The sequence below is a fragment of the Pseudotabrizicola sp. genome, from assembly GCF_030684215.1.
In the GTDB taxonomy this organism is placed as follows: Bacteria; Pseudomonadota; Alphaproteobacteria; order Rhodobacterales; family Rhodobacteraceae; genus Pseudotabrizicola.
The window spans coordinates 114,238-134,158 of sequence record NZ_JAUXOV010000024.1 but is presented as its reverse complement, the minus strand read 5'-3'; the positions used below and the strand labels follow the sequence as shown (position 1 = coordinate 134,158).

Here is a 19,921-nt window from a genome sequence, read left to right as displayed (position 1 = left end):
CTTGTGCCCGATGGCCAAGCGGTTAAGACAAATGTGCAGTCCCGGCGATGCAGGGCTGTCAGAAGTGTCAGGGATCCGGTCATGCATGATCACAACATTCTGCTGCGGCAATGGCGCAAGGTGTCACGCCTTGCCTTCTGGCTGGCTGTTTTGCTGCCCTTGTCGGTTGCAATCGGATCGGCCGTCGCGCTGTTTTTGTGGTCGCTGGACCGTGCCACGCAGGCGCGCTTTGACCTGCCATGGCTGATCTGGCTGATGCCGGTGGCGGGCTTTGCGATGGTCTGGGCCTATCAGCGGTTTGGCGGTGCATCGGGCGGCGGTAACAATCTGATCGTGGATGAAATTCACCAGCCGGGTGGCGGTGTGCCCCTGCGCATGGCCCCCTTCATACTGATTTCAACCGTGCTGACCCATCTGGTTGGCGGCTCGGCCGGGCGCGAAGGCACCGCTGTGCAGATCGGTGGCGCGCTGGCGGGGGGGCTGGGGTCTCGGTTGCATCTGGACGCGCCCTTGATGCGTATTTTGCTGATCTGCGGAATCGCGGCAGGCTTTGGCGCGGTGTTCGGCACCCCGCTGGCCGGCGCGATCTTTGCGCTGGAGGTCCTGATGATCGGGCGCATCCAGTATGATGCATTGTTGCCAGCCTTGCTGGCGGCACTTGTGGGTGACTGGACGGTGCAGGCTTGGGGCGTGGGCCATGTGCATTACGAGATCAGCTTTGTTCCGACCGCGGTCGTCGGCTGGTTCGGAGTGGATATGGTGCTTTTGGCAAAGGTCGCTGTTGCCGGGCTTGCCTTCGGGCTGTGCGCACGCGCCTTTACCGAGGCATCACACGGGCTGGCGGCGTTTTGGGCGCGGTTTGTGCCCTATGCGCCGCTGCGGCCGGTCATCGCCTCTATTCTCATCATCGGGCTGGTCTTCTTGCTGGATACCCGCGCTTATCTGGGCCTTGGTGTCTGGAGCGCGATCCCCGGCGATCCTACGCTGATCGGGTTTTTGCAACCTGACCAGACTGATTACACCAGTTGGTTCTGGAAATTTCTGTTTACGGTCATCACGCTTTCCGCAGGCTTCAAGGGGGGCGAAGTGACGCCGCTGTTTTTCATCGGTGCAGCACTTGGCGTGGCACTTGGGGCGCTGATGGGGGTGCCCACCGACCTGATGGCCGCCATTGGTTTTGTCGCCGTCTTTGCCGGGGCCACCAACACGCCGCTGGCCTGCATCATCATGGGGATCGAGCTGTTTGGCGCAACCCATGCCGTGCCAATGGCGGTCGGCTGCTTCATTGCCTATGCCGCATCGGGTCATGCGTCGATTTACGGTGCGCAGCGGATCGCGGTGCCCAAGACGCGTGTCGGCTGGGACCCCGATCCGGCTGTGCCGCTGCATCAGTGGCGCAAAGCGCGGCGGTCTCACCCGACAATCGAGACGCGCAACGACGACTGAGCCTGTTTATACGGTCAAAGATGCGGGCTTGTGCGCGCCCGGTCGGCGCAACGTGGTTGGGGATTGGCCGAAAGTCCGACGGAACGCACGGCTTAGGGTGGCGGGGCTGGAAAAGCCGGTGCGAAGCGCGACTTCGGACAGCGGATGCGCGGTATCGGTCAGCATGCGCCGCGCGGCGGCGAGGCGGAGCGACAGGGCATGTGCGCCGGGTGACGTGCCAAGGCTGTGGCGGAACAGGCTTTCCAGCCTGCGTGGAGACAGGCCAACACTGGCGGCCAGAGCGGCGATCGGGTCGGGGCTGTCCAAAGTGGTCTCCATCCGGGCTAGTACGCGGGCGACACGCGGATCAAGGTTGGGATCGTTGCCCGGTGCGCCGGGCAATGTGGCGACCTGCGGAGAATTGCCGGGGCGCGGCGATTGTAGAAAACTCTGCGCCACCAGACGCGCCAGCCCCGCACCATGGCGGGCACGGATCAGGTGCAGCATCAGGTCATAGGCTGGCGCGGCCCCGCCTGCCGTCATCCGGTTGCGGTCGATCACATAGCGGTCTGGCCGGACATCAATGTGCGGATGCGCGTGGGCCAGATCCTCTTGATCCTCCCAATGCACCGTGGCGCGGTGACCATCCAGCAGACCGGCGCGGGCCAGCACCCAAGGCGCGGCATCAACACCGCCAATAGCGGTGAAGCCATGGGCCATGTTGCGCAGATCGCGGATCAGTGGGCGGGTGGCGACCTCGGCCAGACGGTAGCCTGCAATTACCATCAAAAGCGCAGCGCCCTTGGCCATTGACAGTGCGCCCGAAGACGGCAATTCGATGCCGCAGGTCAAGGGGGCTGGTCGTCCATCCGGAGTGACGATGCGAAACCGGAACGCGTCGGCCCCCAGATGTCGGTTGGCGGCACGCAGCGGGTCCAACACGCTTGCCACTTCCAGAATAGAGCAATGCGGCAGGACCAGCACGGCAAGGTCAAGCGGGGCTTTCGTCGAGACAAAGAGAGCATTTTCCGTCATCATCATTTCGTAAATCGCAAAGCGTCGCCTGACAAGAGCGTTAAGCTGGCCGCAACAAAGGGGGATGCCATGCCACTATCCATGAACCGTGAGGTCTTCATCACCTGTGCCGTGACCGGATCGGGCGGCACCCAAGACCGCAGCCCGCATGTGCCGCGCAGCCCGAAGCAGATTGCCGACAGTGCCATTGATGCCGCCAAAGCCGGTGCTGCGGTGGTGCATTGCCATGTGCGCGACCCCGAGACCGGCAAGCCGTCGCGCGCGCTGGCGCTTTACCGAGAGGTCACGGAACGCATCCGCGACGCGGGTGAAGATGTGGTCTTGAACCTGACCGCCGGGATGGGCGGCGACATCTATTTTGAGGGCACTGAGGATATGGGCCGTATCGGCCCCCGGTCTGACATGGCGGGCGCGGCTGAGCGGGTGGCGCATGTGGTGGAGTGCCGCCCCGAGATCTGCACGCTCGATTGCGGCACGATGAATTTCAACGAGGCCGATTATGTGATGGTCAACACCCCCGGCATGTTGCGCGACATGGCCAAGCGGATGACGGCGGCGGGCGTTCGCATCGAGATTGAGGCCTTTGATACCGGGCATCTGTGGTTGGCGAAAGAACTGGTGCGTGAAGGCGTGATCCCCGAACCGGTGCTGGTGCAACTGTGCATGGGCGTGCCATGGGGCGCGCCGGATGACCTGAACACCTTTATGGCCATGGTGAACAACGTGCCATCTGGCTGGCACTGGTCTGCCTTTGCGCTTGGTCGCCACCAGATGCCCTATGTGGCGGCATCGGTCTTTGGCGGCGGCAATGTGCGGGTCGGGCTGGAGGATAACCTTTGGCTCGACAAAGGGGTGCTGGCGACCAATGCGCAGCTGGTCGAGCGCGCGGCCACCATCATTGAAAACATGGGTGCGCGGGTGATTACCCCTGCCGAGGTGCGGGCACGGCTGAAGCTGGAAAAAAGGGCCCCGCTATGAAGCCACTTTTGCTGCTTTCCGTGTTGGCTTTGGCCGGGTGCGATCCGCACACGCCGTCGCCACGCTATGCGGACGCCCCGATGTATCTGCTGGATATCGCGCCCGAGCGTTTGGTGGGGAAGTGGTATGAGGTGGCAAGTTTTCCCGCACCATTTCAGGGCGGGTGCAGCCACACCACCGCAACCTATGCGGCGATTGAGGGGGGCCTGAGCGTGGTCAACCGCTGCCGACGGGGCGGGCAGGTGGTGCAGATCGCTGGCACGGCGGCACGGGTTGGGGCGGGGCAATTCAAGGTCAGGCTGGAAGGCGTGCCCTTTGCCGGGGATTACTGGGTGATCGGCCAAAGCCGTGATGGCCGCACGCTGCTGGTGGGCACGCCCACTCGGTTGGCAGGCTGGATGCTGCACCGTGACCGGCATGTGACGCAGGACGAACGGCGCTGGGCGGCGGGCGTGTTTGCCGCGAATGGCTATGACGAGGCGGCGCTTCAGCGCACGCCGCAGTAAGGGGGCAGGCATGGACAAGGTGAAATTCACCGCGATGAAGGACGGCGACGCTGCCGATTACGCCATGCTTGACGCGCATGAGCGTGACTATGCGACGGGCACGGCCAAGCGGTTGCTGGGCGCCTTGGAGGGTTTGGATGAAAGCCTTTCGGGCTATCAGGTCACCCGTCTGGGCCATTCCTTGCAGGCCGCCACACGGGCTTGGCGCGCGGGGGCCGATACCGATTGGGTGGTGGCCGCACTGTTGCACGACATCGGCGATATCTTTGCGCCTTTCAATCACGACGAATACGCCGCCGCGATCCTGAAACCCTTTGTGCGCGAGCAGTTGACATGGGTGGTCGAAAAGCACGGCGATTTTCAGCGGCTGTATTACGCGCATCACACGGGCGGCAACCCGCATGCCCGCGACCGTTTCAAGGATCACCCCTACTTTCAGGATTGCGCCGAGTTTTGCGAGGCTTGGGATCAATCCAGCTTTGACCCGGAGTATGCGAGCCTGACGATTACCGACTTCGCTCCGCTGGTAGAAGCGGTGTTTGCCCGCACAGCCTATGACCCGGCGGTGATCCGGGCCGGGGAACGGGTGGCGCTGGCGGATGCGGCGGTGGCAGCAGACCGGGCCGGGGCTGCACCGCACACGCCGGGGGGGTGATGTGCGTGGCCTCTGCGATCTGCAGCGCGACAAGACCAGCAAGACAAAGGTGACGGAATGACACGCAAGGCGGCAATCATTGGCGGTGGGGTAATCGGCGGCGGCTGGGCCGCGCGGTTCTTGTTGAACGGGTGGGATGTGGCCGTGTTCGATCCCGACCCCGAGGCGCCGCGCAAGGTGGGCGAAGTGCTGGCCAATGCCCGCGCGGCCCTGCCCGCGCTGTCGGACGGGCCGATGCCCGTCGAGGGTCGGCTGGTGTTTGCCGAAACGATCACCGAGGCGGTGGAAGGGGCGGACTATATTCAGGAATCGGTCAGCGAACGGTTGGAGCTGAAACACCGGGTTTTTGCACAAATCCAACAAGTGGCGCCAGATGTGCCTATCGGCAGTTCAACCTCTGGCTTCAAACCATCGCAATTGCAACAAAACGCCGCCAACCCGGCTGTGATCTTTGTTGCCCACCCGTTCAACCCGGTCTACCTTTTGCCGCTGGCCGAAGTGGTGCCGTCACCTTCCTCTGACCCCGCGCTGATTGAGGCGGTGAAAGAAACCCTGCGCGAAATCGGGATGTTCCCGCTGCACATTCGCAAAGAGATCGACGCCCATATCGCCGACCGCTTTCTTGAGGCGGTCTGGCGTGAGGCCCTGTGGCTGGTCAAAGATGGCATCGCCACGACAGAAGAAATCGACGAAGCCATCCGCATGGGCTTTGGCCTGCGCTGGGGCCAGATGGGCCTGTTCGAGACCTATCGCGTGGCCGGCGGCGAGGCGGGGATGAAGCATTTCATGGCGCAGTTCGGGCCTTGTCTGCAATGGCCATGGACAAAGCTGACCGACGTGCCGGAGTTCAACGACGAACTGGTTGATCTGATCGCCGGGCAGTCGGACGCGCAGTCAGGAATGCACACCATCCGCGAGTTGGAGCGGATCCGTGACCAGAACCTGATCGGCTTTCTCCGGGTGCTTAAGGAACGCAACTGGGGTGCGGGAAAGGTGCTGCTGGATCACGACGCCCGCCGTCGCACCGCCAGTCCTGCTCCTGTGGTGGGGGAGGGACCGATGGAGACGGCGCGGATGACCGTGCTGCCTGGCTGGATCGACTACAACGGCCACATGACCGAAAGCCGCTATCTGTTTGCGGCATCCGAGACGTCAGATGCCTTCCTGCGCCAAATCGGGGCGGACATCGCCTATGTCGGCACGGGCTTCAGCTATTACACCGCCGAAACGCATATCATGCATCTGGGCGAGGCAAAGCTTGGCGATGCGCTGCGCGGCACCGTGCAAGTGTTGGCGGCGGATGAAAAGCGGCTGCACATCTTCATTCGCATCCTGAAGGACGGGGAAACGGTGGCGACGCTGGAACAGATGCTGCTGCATGTTGATACGGCGCGCGGCAAGACCTGTGCGGCCCCTCAGGTGATCCTTGACAGGCTGCTGCCGATCGCCACCACCCATGCAGCGCTTCCCCGCCCTGATGCATCGGGTCGCCACGTCGGACAAAGGAAAGCGTGATGCAGTTCGGGCTGACAGACGAACAACGGATGATCGTGGATACCACACGCGCCTTTGTAGAGGCAGAGCTTTACCCACACGAATTGGCGGTTGAGCGCTCTGGCCATCTGCCTTTGGAGCTGATCCGCGATATCCAGAAGAAAGCCATAGACGCCGGGCTTTACGCCGCCAACATGCCTGCCGAGGTGGGGGGGGCGGGACTCGATACCCTGTCATGGCTGCTCTATGAACGCGAGCTGGGCCGTGCCAATTACGCGCTGCACTGGACTTGTGTCGCGCGACCTTCGAACATCCTTCTGGCCGGAACGCCTGAACAGCGCGAACGGTATCTGATGCCCTGCATCCGAGGCGAGACCTGGGATTGTCTGGCGATGACGGAACCAGGTGCAGGCTCTGACCTGCGCGGAATGAAGGCATCTGCCCGGCAGGAACCCGGTGGAGACTGGGTGCTGAATGGTACCAAGCATTTCATCAGCCATGCAGATCTGGCGGGCTTTACGATCGCCTTCATGGCCACGGGCGAGGAGACGACGCCCAAAGGCGTGAAGAAGAAAATCACCGCATTCTTTGTGGATAAAGGTACCAAGGGCTTCACTATTCGCGACGGCTATCGCAACGTTTCGCACCGTGGGTATACCAATGCTGTGCTGGAGTTTGACGACTGCCGTGTGCCGGCCGCAAATGTGCTGGGCGCGCCCCACAAGGGATTTGATGTCGCGAACGCATGGCTGGGCGCCACGCGGTTGCAAGTGGCCAGCACCTGCCTTGGCCGCGCCGATCGCGCCTTGCACCTCGCCATCTCCTACGCGGCTCAGCGTCACCAGTTCGGCCAGAGCATAGGGAAGTTTCAGGGTGTCAGCTTCAAGCTGGCCGATATGGCGATGGAACTGAAGGCCGCCGAATTGCTGACCTGGGAGGCTGCGTGGAAGTTCGATGAGGGCAGCGTGACCGAGGCTGACATGAGCATGGCCAAGCTCAAGGCAACCGAGGTGCTGGCGATGGTGGCAGATGAGGCGATCCAGGTTCACGGCGGCATGGGCCTGATGGATGAGTTGCCACTTGAACGCATCTGGCGCGACGCGCGCGTGGAGCGGATATGGGAAGGCACTTCCGAGATTCAGCGCCACATCATCAGTCGCGAATTGCTCAGGGCACAAGGTGGCTGACGCTTGCGCCTTTGGAAGCCGCCGGGGGCGCTGCCCCCGGACCCCCGGGATATTTGAGAACAGAAAATGTGGATGAGCCCTTCCAATACTAACGCTTCATTAACCGCCCGCTGCCAGATTGGACTTGCGGTACAGGCGGGGACGCCGATGACCGCAACAGGAAATGACACCCTGCTTCTGAAGTGGAGCAGGGTGTTATTATTTTCTGTTCAAAAATATCCCGGGGTCCGGGGCAGAGCCCCGGTGGCTTGGGCCGGGTGCGAAGTTTACCATGTTTGACCTCAACCGCCTGCTGCGTCCGCGCTCGATTGCCGTGCTTGGCTCGGGTTGGGCTGAGAATGTGATCGTGCAATGTCACAAAATGGGGTTCTCGGGGCCGGTCTGGCCCGTGCATCCTACACGCGACAGAGTGGGCGGGGTGCCGGCTTTTCGCGCACTGGCCGATTTGCCCGCCCCGCCAGATGCAACTTTTGTCGGAGTTAACCGGCATGCCACGGTACAAGTGGTGCGCGAATTGGCCACTATGGGGGCGGGGGGCGCGATTTGCTTTGCCTCTGGTTGGGAGGAGGCCGGAGAGGCCGGGTTGCAGGCGGATCTGGTCGTGGCGGCGGGAGAGATGCCGGTGTTGGGCCCCAATTGCTATGGGGTGATCAACTATCTGGACGGTGCGCTGCTTTGGCCCGATCAGCACGGTGGCTGGCGGGTCGAGCGTGGCGTGGCTTTGCTGTCGCAATCGTCCAACATCGTGATCAATCTGACCATGCAGGCGCGGGGGTTACCGGTCGCCTATGTCGCCTGTCTAGGCAATGCGGCGCAGGTGGGGCTTGCGGAACTTGCCGGGGCGCTTCTGGCCGATGACCGGGTGACCGCGCTGGGCATGTATGTCGAGGGCATCGACGACGCGCCCGCGCTGGCGCGTCTGGCGGCAGAGGCGGCGCTTGCGGGCAAGGGGATTGTCTGTCTCAAATCCGGCAAGACCGAGCTTTCGCGTGTGGCGGCGGCGTCGCATACCGCATCGCTGGCCGGAGAGGCGGCGGTGTCCTCGGCGTTCTTGCGCAAGGCGGGGATTGCCGAGGTGGCGACCTTGCCAGAACTGTTGGAGACGTTGAAGATTTTCCACGCCCATGGCCGGGGGCTGGGGGTGCGTTTGTGCTCGCTGTCATGTTCGGGGGGCGAGGCGGGGTTGGTGGCGGATCTGGGCCTTGCTGCAGGGGTAGATTTTCCGCCGCCGTCACAGGCGCAGCGGACACGGTTGGGCGAGATCCTCGGGCCGATTGTCACCATTGCCAACCCGTTGGACTACCACACCTTTATCTGGGGTGACGGGCCGCGCACGACGGATGTTTTCACCACCATGCTGGAAGGCTATGACGCCGGCATGTTCATTATTGACCCACCGCGACCGGATCGCTGCGATCCGTCCTCGTTCCAGCCTGCGCTGGATGCGATTGTGGCGGCCGCGCGGGCGACGGGGAAGCCTGCCTTTCCGGTCGCCTCTTTACCGGAAAACTTTGACGAGGCTTTGGCAGAACGGATGATGGCGCAGGGTGTCGTGCCGCTGATGGGGCTGGAGGTGGCATTGGTGGCAATTCGGGCCGCGCAGGATGTCATGGGCTCTGTCCCCGAAGTGCCGCTTGCCGCGCGGCCGCCGCGCGAGGTGCCGATTTTATCTGAGGCGGCGGCAAAGGACCTGTTGCGCTCTGCCGGTGTGCCTGTGCCTGAGGGTGTGACGGCGATGACCTTGGCCGAGGTGGCGGTGCTGTCACGCAGGTTGACCGCGCCTTTGGTGTTGAAAGGTTTGGGCTTTGCGCACAAGACCGAGGCGGGTGCGGTGCGGCTGAACCTGAACACGCTGGACGGACAGGCTGATATGCCGGGGGCGGCTGGGTATCTGGTGGAAGAAATGGCCAGCGGAGCGGTGGCCGAGGTCTTGGTCGGTCTGCGGCGGGATCCGGTTTACGGCGTATCGCTTACACTGGGGATGGGTGGGGTGACGGCGGAGCTGCTGGCCGATACGGTGACGCTGGTCTTGCCGGTCAGCCGGACAGATGTGCTGGGCGCATTGCGGCGCTTGCGCCTGTTTGCCTTGCTCGATGGATACCGTGGCCGCACGCGGGCCGATCTGGCGGGTTTTGCCGATCTGGTGCTGCGGCTGTGCGATCTGATGGGCGATGCCAGCATTGAAGAAATCGAGTTGAACCCAGTGCTTTTGCGCGCACAGGGCGCGGTGGCAGTGGATGCGTTGATACGGAAAGGATGACCGATGCCGATGGAGATGCTGACCGAGGGGCCTATCCGCACCCGGGTTGAAGGTGCGGTGCTGGAGGTGACTCTGGACCGGCCCAAGGCCAATGCGATTGACCTGATCACAAGCCGGATCATGGGGCAGGTGTTTCGCGCCTTTCGCGATGATGATGCGTTGCGGGTCGCGATCCTGCGGGCCGAGGGCGACAAGTTCTTTTGCCCCGGCTGGGATCTGAAGGCGGCGGCGGGTGGCGACGCGGTGGATGGCGATTATGGGGTGGGTGGCTTTGGCGGTTTGCAGGAGTTGCCGAACCTGAACAAGCCGGTGATTGCTGCGGTCAATGGGATCTGCTGCGGCGGCGGGTTGGAGCTTGCCCTGTCCTGCGATCTGATCCTTGCCAGCGCCAACGCTACGTTTGCCTTGCCGGAGATCCGCTCCGGTACTGTGGCTGATGCGGCCAGCATAAAGCTGCCCAAGCGCATTCCCTATCATGTCGCGATGGATCTGTTGCTGACCGGGCGGTGGTTTGATGCCGATGAGGCTCTGCGCTGGGGGCTGTTGAAGGAGGTTTGCGCGTCTGAGGACTTGTTGCCAAAGGCATGGGAACTGGCGCGATTGCTCGCATCCGGGCCGCCGCTGGTTTACGCCGCGATCAAGGAAGTGGTGCGTGAGGCCGAAGCAATGCGGTTTCAGGATGCCCTGAACCGTGTCACCAAGCGGCTGATGCCGACGGTTGATCGGTTGTATTCCAGCGAAGATCAGTTGGAGGGCGCGCGCGCCTTTGCTGAAAAGCGCGAGCCGGTCTGGAAAGGGCGCTGAGGCCGCTGGCCGGGCAAAGATGCGTATTTAAGCCAAGATGAAGGGGCGCAGGCGATGGCACTTCACGACTATGGCAGCCGGATTGTCTGGACCGGAAACACCGGGGAGGGCACCCGCAGCTATCGCGGTTATGCGCGGACTTGGGATATTGCCGTGCCGGGAAAGCCGGTGGTGCACTGCTCCAACGATCCGCTTCTGGGCGGCGATCCGGGCAAGATGAACCCCGAGGATCTGTTGCTGGCGGCGCTGTCGGCTTGTCACATGCTTTGGTATCTGCACTACGCATCCGAGGCCGGGATCGTGGTGACGGGATATGAGGATGCGCCGGTCGGGCAGGGCGAGATCGGGCCGGGAGGGGCTGGGCGGTTTGTGGCAGCAGAGTTGCGGCCGCAAATTGTGGTCTTGCCGGGCACCGATCTGGCGGCCGCAGAGGCCATCCACCACCGGATCCACAAGGTCTGTTTTATCGCGCGATCGGTGGCCTTTCCCGTGACCTGTGCGGCGACCTTTCGAGTTGATGGCTAGAGGCGACGCAAGATGTCGGTTTCGCGCATGAGGCGGGCCGGGTGACAGCTAGTGTAGCCCAAGGATTTGCGTTGGGGCGATATGGAAGACAGCGATTACATCATCGTGGGCGCGGGATCGGCTGGCTGCGTTCTGGCTGAAAGGCTGAGCGCCTCGGGCCGCCATGCGGTCACGTTGATTGAGGCCGGGGGCAGTGACCGGCGGTTTTATGTTCACCTGCCGTTGGGCTATGGCAAACTGTTCTATGATCCTGCGGTGAACTGGATGTACCGCGCAGAGCCTGATCCGGGGTTGGCGGGCAACAGCGATCACTGGCCAAGGGGGCGGCTTTTGGGCGGGTCATCGTCGATCAACGCGATGGTCTGGATCAGGGGGCATCGCGCAGATTACGAGGACTGGGGACAGTCTGCGGCAGGCTGGGGCTGGGAGGAGTGCCTGCGCGCCTATCGCGCGATCGAGGATAATGAGGCGGGCGCGGATGCGTGGCGCGGGCAGGGTGGGCCTCTGTTCATCTCGGCCAACCGGCAAGGGCTGCATCCGCTGGTTCAGGACTATATCGCCGCCTGCGGGCAGGCGGGATTGGCGGAGACGCCGGATTTCAACGGGGAGTCGCAGGAAGGGGCGGGCATCTATCAGATGACGATCAAGGGCGCGCGGCGCAATTCGACGGCGCGGGCCTTTTTGCGCCCGGCGATGAAGCGGGCGAACCTGAAGGTCGTGACCCATGCGCAGGTGACGCGGGTGGTGGTCGAAGCCGGGCGTGCAGTGGGGGTTGAGCTGCGTCAGGGCGGCCAGACACGGATATTGCGGGCGCGCGGCGAGGTGATCTTGTCGGGCGGGGCAATCAACTCGCCACAGATGTTGCAGCTGTCTGGTATCGGGCCGGGGGCGTTGTTGCAGGGCATGGGGCTGCCGGTGCTGGTGGACAACCCGAATGTGGGCGCGCATCTGAGCGATCATCAGGGCGTCAACTATACGTGGTCGATGCGGGTGCCGACCTATAATGACGTGCTGCGGCCATGGTGGGGCAAGGCGCTGGCTGGCCTGCAATACTTTGCGGGCGGGCGTGGGCCGCTGGCCAAGTCGATCAACCATGCGGGCGGATTTTTCCGCACCGATCCGGCGTTGGCGCGGCCCAACATGCAGCTGTATATGCAGGCGTTTTCGACGTTGATCCCGCGCAATGGTGAACGCCCGATCCTGTCGCCGGACCCATGGTCCGGGCTATCGATCGGCTTGTCGAACTGCCGCCCCACTTCGCGCGGCGAGATCCTGTTGGCAAGCCCTGATCCGCTGGCACATCCGGTGATCCGCGCCAATGCGTTTGCGACCGGGCATGATGTGGACGAGATGCTGCTTGCGGTGAAGTTCCTGCGCCGGATTGCGGCCCAGCCAGCGATGGCGCGGCTGATCAAGGAGGAACTGCGCCCCGGCCCGGCGGTCACCACTGACGCCGATCTGATTGCAGATTTCCGGGCGCGCTCTGGCACAGTGTATCACCCGTCCTGCACCTGCCGGATGGGGGCTGACCCTGCAACAAGCGTGCTGGATGCGCGTCTGCGGGTGCGAGGGGTGACGGGGTTGCGGGTGATTGACGCCTCCAGCTTTCCGAACCTGATTGCGGGCAATACCAATGCGCCCGCTATCCTGATGGGGTGGAAGGGGGCCGCGCTGGTGCTGGAAGATGCGCGCTAGCGGCAGGGCCACCTCGGGGGGCCTCGAGCCCCCGCTCGGTGGCATTGCCATGGATGACGGGACTGTGCCGCGCGCAGGAGGCCGTCGGTCCGGCGGCGCAGTGGCCGCTCCGCGGGGAGTATTTTTACAAGCAGCAAATCAAGGAGATCGGGTTTTTGCATTGCTGCTTTCCAAATACTCCCGCCGGAGGCGTCCGCCATTGATATCTGCGCTATTCTCCGCGGGGGAAGCGCTTGCTCTCTTCCAAGATGTTCAGGTCCATGTGGTTGCGCATGTAGCGTTCGGATGCGGCGCGCAGCGGCTGGTGATCCCACGGGAAGTAGGCGCCGTTGCGCAGAGCTTCGTAGACCACCCAGCGGCGGGCCTGGCTTTCCCGGACGGCAGCGTCAAAGCGTGGCAGATCCCAGCGGGTGTCGGCGGCTTTGCGGAAATGGGTGAGGATCTGGGCCGCGCGGGGGTCGTTCGCGAGGTTGTCGCGTTCTTGTGGGTCAGCGTTGAGGTCGTAGAGCTGTTCGGGGTCGGCGGGGCAGCGGATGTATTTCCAGGCACCTTCGCGCAGGGCGACCATGGGGGTGATCGTGCCTTCGGCCGCGTATTCCATCGCGACCATCGGGCGTGTGCCGCCAGTGGCTATGGGGGTCAGGTTGACGCCATCGGTCCATGGCATAACCTCGGCCATATCCACCCCGGCGATTGCAGCGAGGGTGGGTGTGAGGTCGATCGTGGAGACCGGGTCGGTGATCAGGCCAGGCGCGAGATCGGGTGCAGAGATCATCAGGGGCACGCGGGCAGAGCCGTCAAAGAAGTTCATCTTGAACCAGAGCCCACGCTCGCCCAGCATTTCGCCGTGATCCGACAGGAAGACCACCACGGCCTCTTGCCGAGTGGCCTCAAGCACCGCAAAAATCTCGCCGATCTTGTCATCGACGTAAGAGATGTTGGCGAAGTAACCTTGGCGGGCGCGGCGGATCTGGTCTGGCGATATATCAAAGGCGCGCCAGTCGCAGGCGTCCATCAGGCGTTGGGAATGGGGATCCTGATCGGCGTAGGCGATCGGGTCGGGCGGGGTCAGTTCCGGGGCGCCTTCATAGAGATCCCAGTATTTGCGGCGGGCGACAAAGGGGTCGTGCGGATGGGTGAAGCTGACGGTCAGGCACCACGGTCGCCGATCTGCTCCGCGCGACAGATCATAGAGTTTCTGCACCGCCTGAAACGCCACGTCGTCATCGTATTCCAGTTGGTTAGTGATTTCGGCCACGCCCGCGCCCGTGACCGAGCCAAGGTTGTGATACCACCAGTCGATCCGCTCGCCCGGCTTGCGGTAATCTGGGGTCCAGCCGAAATCGGCGGGGTAGATGTCTGTTGTCAGCCTGTCCTCAAACCCGTGCATCTGGTCGGGGCCAACGAAGTGCATTTTGCCCGAGAGAGCTGTGTAATAGCCGGCGCGGCGCAGGTGGTGGGCATAGGTCGGGATGTCCGACGCAAATTCTGCTGCGTTGTCATAGACCCGCGTGCGGCTAGGCAGTTGGCCCGACATGAACGAGGCCCGCGCCGGTGCGCAGAGCGGCGAGGCGGTGTAGCAGTTCTGAAACCTCATCGAATGCTCGGCCAGTCTGCGCAGGTTGGGCGTGTGCAGGAAATCCGCCGGACCGTCAGGAAACAGCGTGCCCGTCAGTTGGTCTACCATGATGATCAGGATGTTGGGGCGGTCGGCTTTGGCAACTGTCATCGGGCTGTTCCTTTGGGCCTTGGGTCTGGCGCGAGGGTGGTGAGCGCGCCTGACCTTGTCTTGAACGCTTGCGACAGGTGCAAGCCAAATGCGCCAAAACAGGGGATCGCATGAAAACGATTAATGAAGTTTCAAGACCTTTGGTCGAATTTGAGAATATGGGCATTGTGATGCCCGATGGTACCCGGCTTTCGGCGCGGGTCTGGATGCCAGAGGATGCGTCAGCCAACCCGGTTCCGGCGGTGCTGGAGTATATCCCCTATCGCAAGCGCGATGGCACCTTGCCGCGTGATGAGCTGATGCACCCCTATGTGGCAGGGCATGGCTATGCATCGGTGCGGGTCGATATGCGCGGCAATGGCGACAGCGAAGGACTGATGACGGATGAGTATACAGTGCAGGAATTGCAGGATGCCTGCGATGTGATCGCATGGCTGGCCGCGCAGCCTTGGTGTTCGGGCGCTGTGGGCATGATGGGCAAAAGCTGGGGTGGGTTCAACTGTTTGCAGACTGCGTTTTTGCAGCCTGCGGCCCTGAAAGCCGTTATCTCGGTCTGTTCAACCACCGACCGCTTTGCCGATGACATCCATTTCAAGGGCGGCTGCCTGCTGGGTGAGAATTTCGGCTGGGGTGCGGTGATGCTCTCGTTTTCCAGCCGTCCGGCGGACCCTGCCTTGCGCCCCGACTGGCGGGCCGACTGGCTGGCGCGGCTGGAGGCCGAGCCGTGGCTGGCCCCGCGCTGGGCGTCGCATCAGGCGCGGGATGACTATTGGCGGCATGGCTCGATCTGTGAGGATTTCGCGCGCGTGCAGGTGCCGGTGCTGTCGATTGGCGGCTGGGCCGACAATTACATGAACACGGTTGACGCGCTGGTTCGCAATGTGGGGGCCAAGGGGATTGTGGGGCCTTGGGTGCATCAATACCCACATACGGCGGTGCCCGGCCCGGCGATCGGCTTTCTGCAAGAGGCGGTGCGCTGGTGGGACCGCTGGTTGAAGGGGGTGGAGAACGGGGCTGAGACGGACCCGGCGATGCGGGCCTATATGCTGCATTCCGCGCCGCCCGATGCCAGTGCCCCTCACCGGGTCGGGCATTGGGTGGCAGAGGCGAAGTGGCCGAGCCCGAATGTTGAACAAAGGGTGCTGACCTTGTTGCCGGGGCGCGGGGGGGCAGCGTTGAATGAGTATTTAGGCCAAGATGAAACGGCAGATTTTGTGAGAATTGTGTCAACACCGCAACAGCTTGGCCTGTCGGCGGGGGAGTTTTTTCCGATGGGGCTGAATGCGGAAATGCCGGGGGATCAGGCGGCGGATGATGCGTTGAGCCTGTGCTTTGATGGCGATGTGCTGGAACACCCCGTTTCGCTGCTTGGGAGTGCCCGGTTGCGGCTGACGGTCTCGTCGGATCAGCCATTGGGCTTTGTGGTGGCGCGGCTATGTGATGTTGGCCCGGACGGTGGTTCGGTACGCATTGCGCATGGGATGCTGAACCTGTGTCATCGTGACAGCCGGGAAACTCCGCAGCCGATGACGCCCGGACGGTCGGAAGATGTGGTGTTCGATCTGGACCAGATGGCCTATCGTCTTGCACCCGGTCACCGTCTGCGGCTGGCGCTGTCCAACAGCTATTGGCCGTTTGTCTGGCCGTCGCCTTCCCAGGCGGTGTTGATGCTGAGCCAAGGCAGCCTGACACTGCCGGTGCATGAGGGGGGAGGCGTTTGGGCACCGCCAGAGCCGGAGTCGGCCCCAGCCTGGGCGCACCGGGTGCTGCGCGCGGGCCAATCACGGCGCTATGTCGAGACCGATATGATCACCGGCACGCAGGCCTTGTGCGTGCTGGAGGATGGCGGCGACGTGGAGAACCTGACGCATGGGTTATGCTCGGGGGAGACCCTGACCGAACGCTGGGAGATTCACCCCGATGATCCATTGTCGGCAAAGGCCACCCATGTCTGGGAGCAGCGCCTGTCGCGCGGGGAGTGGCGGGTTCGGACCGAGGCGCGGGCGGTGATGACCAGTGACGCGTCGCATTTGCACATGCAGGCCACCTTGACCGCCTGGGAAGGCGAGGAGATGATCTTTTGCCGTGATTTCAACGAAAAAGTGCCACGGCGCTTTGTGTGAAAAAATGAGCATGTCTGGGCAAGAATCGTTGCCCCATGGCAAAACACAAGTTTCTATTGACTCACCAGTCAACAAAACCGGCGCGGGGTTAACCGCAGCCATTCAGGGAGACGACCAGAATGACCGACCAGCTTGACCGTATGATTGCTGCCGCCAAGGCAGGCCGCATGTCGCGACGCGAGTTTGTAGGCCGCACGACCGCATTGGGCGTGTCGGCGGGGCTTGCCTCTGCGCTGTTCACCAAGGCAGCCCATGCCCAACCCAAAAAGGGCGGCTTTATCAAGATGGGGATGCAGGGGGGCGAGTCGACCAACAGCCTTGACCCCGCGCTGGCCGCATCGGAAGTGCCGTTTGCGGTGAACTACACGTGGGGTGAGATGCTGGTGGATGTCAGCGCGACCGGCGAGGTGGTGATGCGCATCGCCGAGGAGGTCAGTGCGAATTCGGATGCGACCGAGTGGAAGTTCAAAATCCGTCGGGGGGTTGAGTTCCATAATGGCAAGACCGTGACGGCCGAGGATGTGGTCGCCACTTTGCGCCGCCATACCGACGAGAAGTCGCAATCGGGTGCGCTGGGGATTGTGCAGGGCATCAGCGAGATGTCGGCAGATGGCGATATGGTTACGCTGAAGCTGGCCAGCGGCAACGCTGACTTGCCGTTCCTGTTGGCCGATTATCACCTTGTGATCCAGCCAAATGGTGGCATCGACAACCCGACCGAAGGCATCGGCGCCGGCCCCTATAAGGTGGTTGTGCATGAGCCGGGCATCCGCCACGGGTTCGAGAAATTCGCCAACTACTTTGACGACACCATCGGCCATGCCGATCAGACTGAGATTTTGGTGATCAATGATGGCACCGCTCGCACCTCTGCGGTGCAGTCGGGTCAGGTCCATATGATCAACCGGGTCGATCCCAAGATCGCCGAGTTGTTGAAGCGCGCGCCCGGCGTGCAGGTGAAGGCGGTTCCCGGCCGCGGGCATTATGTGTTCATCATGCATGTCGACAAGGCGCCGTTTGACAACAACGATCTGCGCATGGCGCTAAAGCTTGCGGTCAACCGTCAGGAGATGGTGGACAAGATTCTTGGCGGCTTGGGCAGCATCGGCAACGATTTCCCGATCAATGGCGCCTATCCGCTGTTTGACGACTCTATTCCTCAGCGCGAATATGATGCGGTAGCGGCGGCGGATCACTATCAGAAATCGGGCCATGACGGTAGCCCGATCATCCTGCGCGTGGCACAAGGCGCCTTTCCCGGTGCGGTTGAGGCTGCGCAGTTGTTCCAGCAATCTGCCGCAGCGGCGGGCATTCCGCTGGAGATCAAGCGCGAGCCGGATGATGGCTATTGGTCGAACGTCTGGAACGTCGAGCCGTTCTGCGCCAGCTATTGGGGCGGGCGTCCGGTGCAGGATCAGATGTATTCCACGGCCTATCTGTCCACGGCTGACTGGAACGACACCAAGTTCAAAAATGCCCGTTTTGACGAACTGCTGTTGGCCGCACGGGCCGAGTTGAACAATGACATCCGCAAGGCGACCTATGCGGAGATGGCAAACATCGTTCGCGATGAAGGCGGTCTGATTCTGCCGATGTTCAATGACTTCGTTGAAGCTGTGCGCGACGAAGTTCAGGGCTGGGAAGAAGATCCGAATGGCGAGTTGATGAATGGCCGCGCCCACGTAAAGTGCTGGTTGGCATAAGGACCGGGGGGCATGCATCCGGTTTTAACTTTGGTGGTCCAGCGCATTGCGCTGGGCCTCCTGTTGCTGCTCGCGGTTTCGGCGGTGATTTTCCTTGGCGTGGCGGCCTTGCCCGGTGACACGGCGCAGGCCATTCTGGGTCAGTCGGCCACACCACAAGCGCTGGCCAATCTGCGCATCGAGATGGGGTTGGATCAGCCCGCGCTGACCCGGTATTTCAACTGGCTTGGCGGTATTCTGACCGGCGATCTGGGCACCTCGTTGTCAAACCGCACCGATATTGCGGCGGCGATCAGTCAGCGGCTGGGCAATACGCTGTTTCTGGCGGGTTGGGCGGCGGTGATTTCTGTCCCGCTGGCGATTTTGCTGGGGCTGGTCGCCGCGCGCTATAACGGGCGCTGGCCCGACAAGCTGATATCGGGCGTTACCCTGTCCACGATCAGCCTGCCAGAATTTGTCGTGGGCTATATCGTGTTGTATTTCCTTGCTGTGAAATGGCAGTTGTTTCCGTCGGTTGCGATGGTGTTTCCCGGTATGGGAATGATGGAGAGGCTGAATGCGGTGATCCTGCCTGTGATCGTGCTGGTGCTGGTGGTGCTGGCGCATATGATGCGGATGACGCGGGCGGCGATCCTGAACGTGATGCAATCGGCCTATATCGAGACGGCAGAGCTGAAGGGCCTGTCGCCGATGCAGGTGATCTGGCGCCATGCGTTCCCGAATGCCATTGCGCCTGTGGTGAACGTGGTGATGCTGAACCTTGCCTATCTGGTGGTGGGCGTTGTCGTGGTTGAGGTGGTGTTCGTCTATCCCGGCATGGGGCAATATCTGGTCGACCATGTGGCCAAGCGTGACCTGCCGGTGGTGCAGGCGGTGGGGCTGATCTTTGCCGCCGTCTATATCGGGCTGAACATCATGGCGGATGTTATCTCCATCCTTGCCAATCCAAGGTTGAGGCACCCGAAATGAGGATACCGATTTCCGCTCTTATCGGGATGTTTTTCACAGCAGCCTTTTTTCTGGCGGCGATTTTTGCGCCTTTGATTGCCCCCTTTGGCATGGCCGAGATTGTGGGCGGGGTCTGGGACCCGGCCTCGGGCACGCATTGGTTCGGCACGGATGCCATTGGCCGCGATCTGCTTAGCCGGATGATCTATGGTGGGCAGACCACGATCTTTGTCGCCTCGGCGGCAACGATGCTGAGCTTTACGCTGGGGTCTGTGCTGGGCTTTTCGGCGGCGGTGGCCGGGGGCTGGGTCGATCAGGGGCTAAGCCGGATGGTCGATCTGGTGATGGCAATACCGGCGCTGATCCTTGCGCTGGTGATCCTGTCGGTGCTGCCGGTAACACTGACGGTGCTTATTCTGGTGATGGGTCTGCTGGATGCCACGCGGGTGTTTCGTCTGGCCCGCGCCGTGGCGGTGGACATTACGGTAATGGACTATGTTGAAGCCGCACGGCTGCGAGGTGAGGGTTGGGCCTGGATCATCTTTCGCGAGATTTTGCCCAATGCCCTGTCGCCCCTGGTTGCGGAACTGGGGTTGCGGTTCATCTTTGCGGTGCTGTTCATCTCTACCCTGTCCTTCCTTGGGCTTGGCGTCCAGCCGCCGTTGGCGGACTGGGGCGGGATTGTGAAGGAAAACTCGTCGGGGCTGGTTTACGGCATTCCGGCGGCTTTGATCCCGGCTTTTGCCATCGCGGTACTGGCGATTTCGGTCAATATGGTGGCCGACTGGGTGCTGTCGCGCACCACCAGCCTGAAAGGTGGGCGCGGATGAGCGGAGTATGGTGTGTGTGGCAAG

General features: G+C 62.5%; 16 protein-coding genes. 14 read left to right on the top strand and 2 right to left on the bottom strand.

All coding sequences use genetic code 11. The features are described from left to right. Positions 1–81: 81 nt before the first annotated feature. Positions 82–1,446: a voltage-gated chloride channel family protein gene (locus Q8K08_RS03640; RefSeq protein WP_305249227.1), complete on the top strand. Its 1,365-nt coding sequence runs from the start codon at positions 82–84 to the stop codon at positions 1,444–1,446. Between the two features lie 6 nt (positions 1,447–1,452). Here Q8K08_RS03640 and Q8K08_RS03635 read toward each other — a convergent pair whose 3' ends face one another. Then, entirely contained in the window at positions 1,453–2,466 is a 1,014-nt protein-coding gene (locus Q8K08_RS03635) for a GlxA family transcriptional regulator (protein WP_305249226.1), read from the bottom strand. A 63-nt stretch (positions 2,467–2,529) separates the two neighbouring features. Here Q8K08_RS03635 and Q8K08_RS03630 point away from each other — a divergent pair, with 63 nt between their 5' ends. The 9 genes from Q8K08_RS03630 to Q8K08_RS03590 all read left to right on the top strand — a co-directional run bounded on the left by Q8K08_RS03630 (position 2,530) and on the right by Q8K08_RS03590 (position 12,564). Next, entirely contained in the window at positions 2,530–3,438 is a 909-nt protein-coding gene (locus tag Q8K08_RS03630; RefSeq protein WP_304804364.1) for a 3-keto-5-aminohexanoate cleavage protein, read from the top strand. After that, positions 3,435–3,944 (top strand): lipocalin family protein, encoded by a 510-nt coding sequence (locus Q8K08_RS03625; RefSeq protein WP_305249225.1) that lies wholly within the window; start codon positions 3,435–3,437, stop codon positions 3,942–3,944. Before Q8K08_RS03630 ends, Q8K08_RS03625 begins: the two co-directional genes overlap by 4 nt. Before the next feature lie 10 nt (positions 3,945–3,954). Next, entirely contained in the window at positions 3,955–4,599 is a 645-nt protein-coding gene (locus tag Q8K08_RS03620; protein ID WP_305249224.1) for an HD domain-containing protein, read from the top strand. 57 nt (positions 4,600–4,656) lie between these two features. Then, entirely contained in the window at positions 4,657–6,114 is a 1,458-nt protein-coding gene (locus Q8K08_RS03615) for a carnitine 3-dehydrogenase (protein ID WP_304804371.1), read from the top strand. Continuing rightward, positions 6,114–7,280, top strand: a complete 1,167-nt coding sequence (locus tag Q8K08_RS03610; protein WP_305249223.1) for an acyl-CoA dehydrogenase family protein — start codon at positions 6,114–6,116, stop codon at positions 7,278–7,280. The genes Q8K08_RS03615 and Q8K08_RS03610 overlap by 1 nt, the downstream gene beginning before the upstream one ends. A 271-nt stretch (positions 7,281–7,551) precedes the next feature. Continuing rightward, complete coding sequence (locus Q8K08_RS03605) at positions 7,552–9,540, top strand: acetate--CoA ligase family protein (protein WP_305249222.1); 1,989 nt, start codon at positions 7,552–7,554, stop codon at positions 9,538–9,540. Between the two features lie 3 nt (positions 9,541–9,543). Continuing rightward, positions 9,544–10,344 carry a carnitinyl-CoA dehydratase gene (locus tag Q8K08_RS03600; protein WP_304804377.1) on the top strand — a complete coding sequence of 267 codons (801 nt, stop codon included), beginning with the start codon at positions 9,544–9,546 and terminating at the stop codon, positions 10,342–10,344. Between the two features lie 54 nt (positions 10,345–10,398). Then, on the top strand, positions 10,399–10,869 hold the full coding sequence (locus Q8K08_RS03595) for an OsmC family protein (protein WP_304804379.1): 471 nt from the start codon (positions 10,399–10,401) through the stop codon (positions 10,867–10,869). Between the two features lie 81 nt (positions 10,870–10,950). Then, positions 10,951–12,564: a GMC family oxidoreductase gene (locus tag Q8K08_RS03590; protein WP_305249221.1), complete on the top strand. Its 1,614-nt coding sequence runs from the start codon at positions 10,951–10,953 to the stop codon at positions 12,562–12,564. 211 nt (positions 12,565–12,775) lie between these two features. Here Q8K08_RS03590 and betC read toward each other — a convergent pair whose 3' ends face one another. Beyond that, positions 12,776–14,293 carry a choline-sulfatase gene (betC, locus tag Q8K08_RS03585; RefSeq protein ID WP_305249220.1) on the bottom strand — a complete coding sequence of 506 codons (1,518 nt, stop codon included), beginning with the start codon at positions 14,291–14,293 and terminating at the stop codon, positions 12,776–12,778. Between the two features lie 110 nt (positions 14,294–14,403). On the opposite strand from betC, the gene Q8K08_RS03580 reads away from it, so the two are divergent. The 4 genes from Q8K08_RS03580 to Q8K08_RS03565 all read left to right on the top strand — a co-directional run bounded on the left by Q8K08_RS03580 (position 14,404) and on the right by Q8K08_RS03565 (position 19,897). Then, the gene (locus Q8K08_RS03580; protein ID WP_305249219.1) at positions 14,404–16,416 is read left to right on the top strand and encodes a CocE/NonD family hydrolase; all 2,013 of its coding nucleotides are present in this window, start codon (positions 14,404–14,406) and stop codon (positions 16,414–16,416) included. Positions 16,417–16,535: 119 nt separating this feature from the next. Continuing rightward, entirely contained in the window at positions 16,536–18,119 is a 1,584-nt protein-coding gene (locus tag Q8K08_RS03575) for an ABC transporter substrate-binding protein (RefSeq protein ID WP_304800969.1), read from the top strand. Between the two features lie 12 nt (positions 18,120–18,131). After that, positions 18,132–19,088, top strand: coding sequence for an ABC transporter permease (locus Q8K08_RS03570; RefSeq protein ID WP_304800971.1), 957 nt, complete (start codon positions 18,132–18,134; stop codon positions 19,086–19,088). Further along, positions 19,085–19,897 carry an ABC transporter permease gene (locus tag Q8K08_RS03565; protein WP_304800973.1) on the top strand — a complete coding sequence of 271 codons (813 nt, stop codon included), beginning with the start codon at positions 19,085–19,087 and terminating at the stop codon, positions 19,895–19,897. The genes Q8K08_RS03570 and Q8K08_RS03565 overlap by 4 nt, the downstream gene beginning before the upstream one ends. The last annotated feature ends 24 nt before the right edge of the window (positions 19,898–19,921 follow it).

Excerpts from the sequence above, each read along its gene's own strand:
- betC (WP_305249220.1), bottom strand. The coding sequence starts at position 14,293 with ATGACAGTTGCCAAAGCCGACCGCCCCAACATCCTGATCATCATGGTA.
- Q8K08_RS03605 (WP_305249222.1), top strand. The coding sequence starts at position 7,552 with ATGTTTGACCTCAACCGCCTGCTGCGTCCGCGCTCGATTGCCGTGCTT.
- Q8K08_RS03580 (WP_305249219.1), top strand. The coding sequence starts at position 14,404 with ATGAAAACGATTAATGAAGTTTCAAGACCTTTGGTCGAATTTGAGAAT.
- Q8K08_RS03640 (WP_305249227.1), top strand. The coding sequence starts at position 82 with ATGCATGATCACAACATTCTGCTGCGGCAATGGCGCAAGGTGTCACGC.
- Q8K08_RS03620 (WP_305249224.1), top strand. The coding sequence starts at position 3,955 with ATGGACAAGGTGAAATTCACCGCGATGAAGGACGGCGACGCTGCCGAT.
- Q8K08_RS03575 (WP_304800969.1), top strand. The coding sequence starts at position 16,536 with ATGACCGACCAGCTTGACCGTATGATTGCTGCCGCCAAGGCAGGCCGC.
- Q8K08_RS03610 (WP_305249223.1), top strand. The coding sequence starts at position 6,114 with ATGCAGTTCGGGCTGACAGACGAACAACGGATGATCGTGGATACCACA.
- Q8K08_RS03595 (WP_304804379.1), top strand. The coding sequence starts at position 10,399 with ATGGCACTTCACGACTATGGCAGCCGGATTGTCTGGACCGGAAACACC.
- Q8K08_RS03565 (WP_304800973.1), top strand. The coding sequence starts at position 19,085 with ATGAGGATACCGATTTCCGCTCTTATCGGGATGTTTTTCACAGCAGCC.
- Q8K08_RS03570 (WP_304800971.1), top strand. The coding sequence starts at position 18,132 with ATGCATCCGGTTTTAACTTTGGTGGTCCAGCGCATTGCGCTGGGCCTC.
- Q8K08_RS03590 (WP_305249221.1), top strand. The coding sequence starts at position 10,951 with ATGGAAGACAGCGATTACATCATCGTGGGCGCGGGATCGGCTGGCTGC.
- Q8K08_RS03600 (WP_304804377.1), top strand. The coding sequence starts at position 9,544 with ATGCCGATGGAGATGCTGACCGAGGGGCCTATCCGCACCCGGGTTGAA.
- Q8K08_RS03625 (WP_305249225.1), top strand. The coding sequence starts at position 3,435 with ATGAAGCCACTTTTGCTGCTTTCCGTGTTGGCTTTGGCCGGGTGCGAT.
- Q8K08_RS03615 (WP_304804371.1), top strand. The coding sequence starts at position 4,657 with ATGACACGCAAGGCGGCAATCATTGGCGGTGGGGTAATCGGCGGCGGC.
- Q8K08_RS03630 (WP_304804364.1), top strand. The coding sequence starts at position 2,530 with ATGCCACTATCCATGAACCGTGAGGTCTTCATCACCTGTGCCGTGACC.
- Q8K08_RS03635 (WP_305249226.1), bottom strand. The coding sequence starts at position 2,466 with ATGATGATGACGGAAAATGCTCTCTTTGTCTCGACGAAAGCCCCGCTT.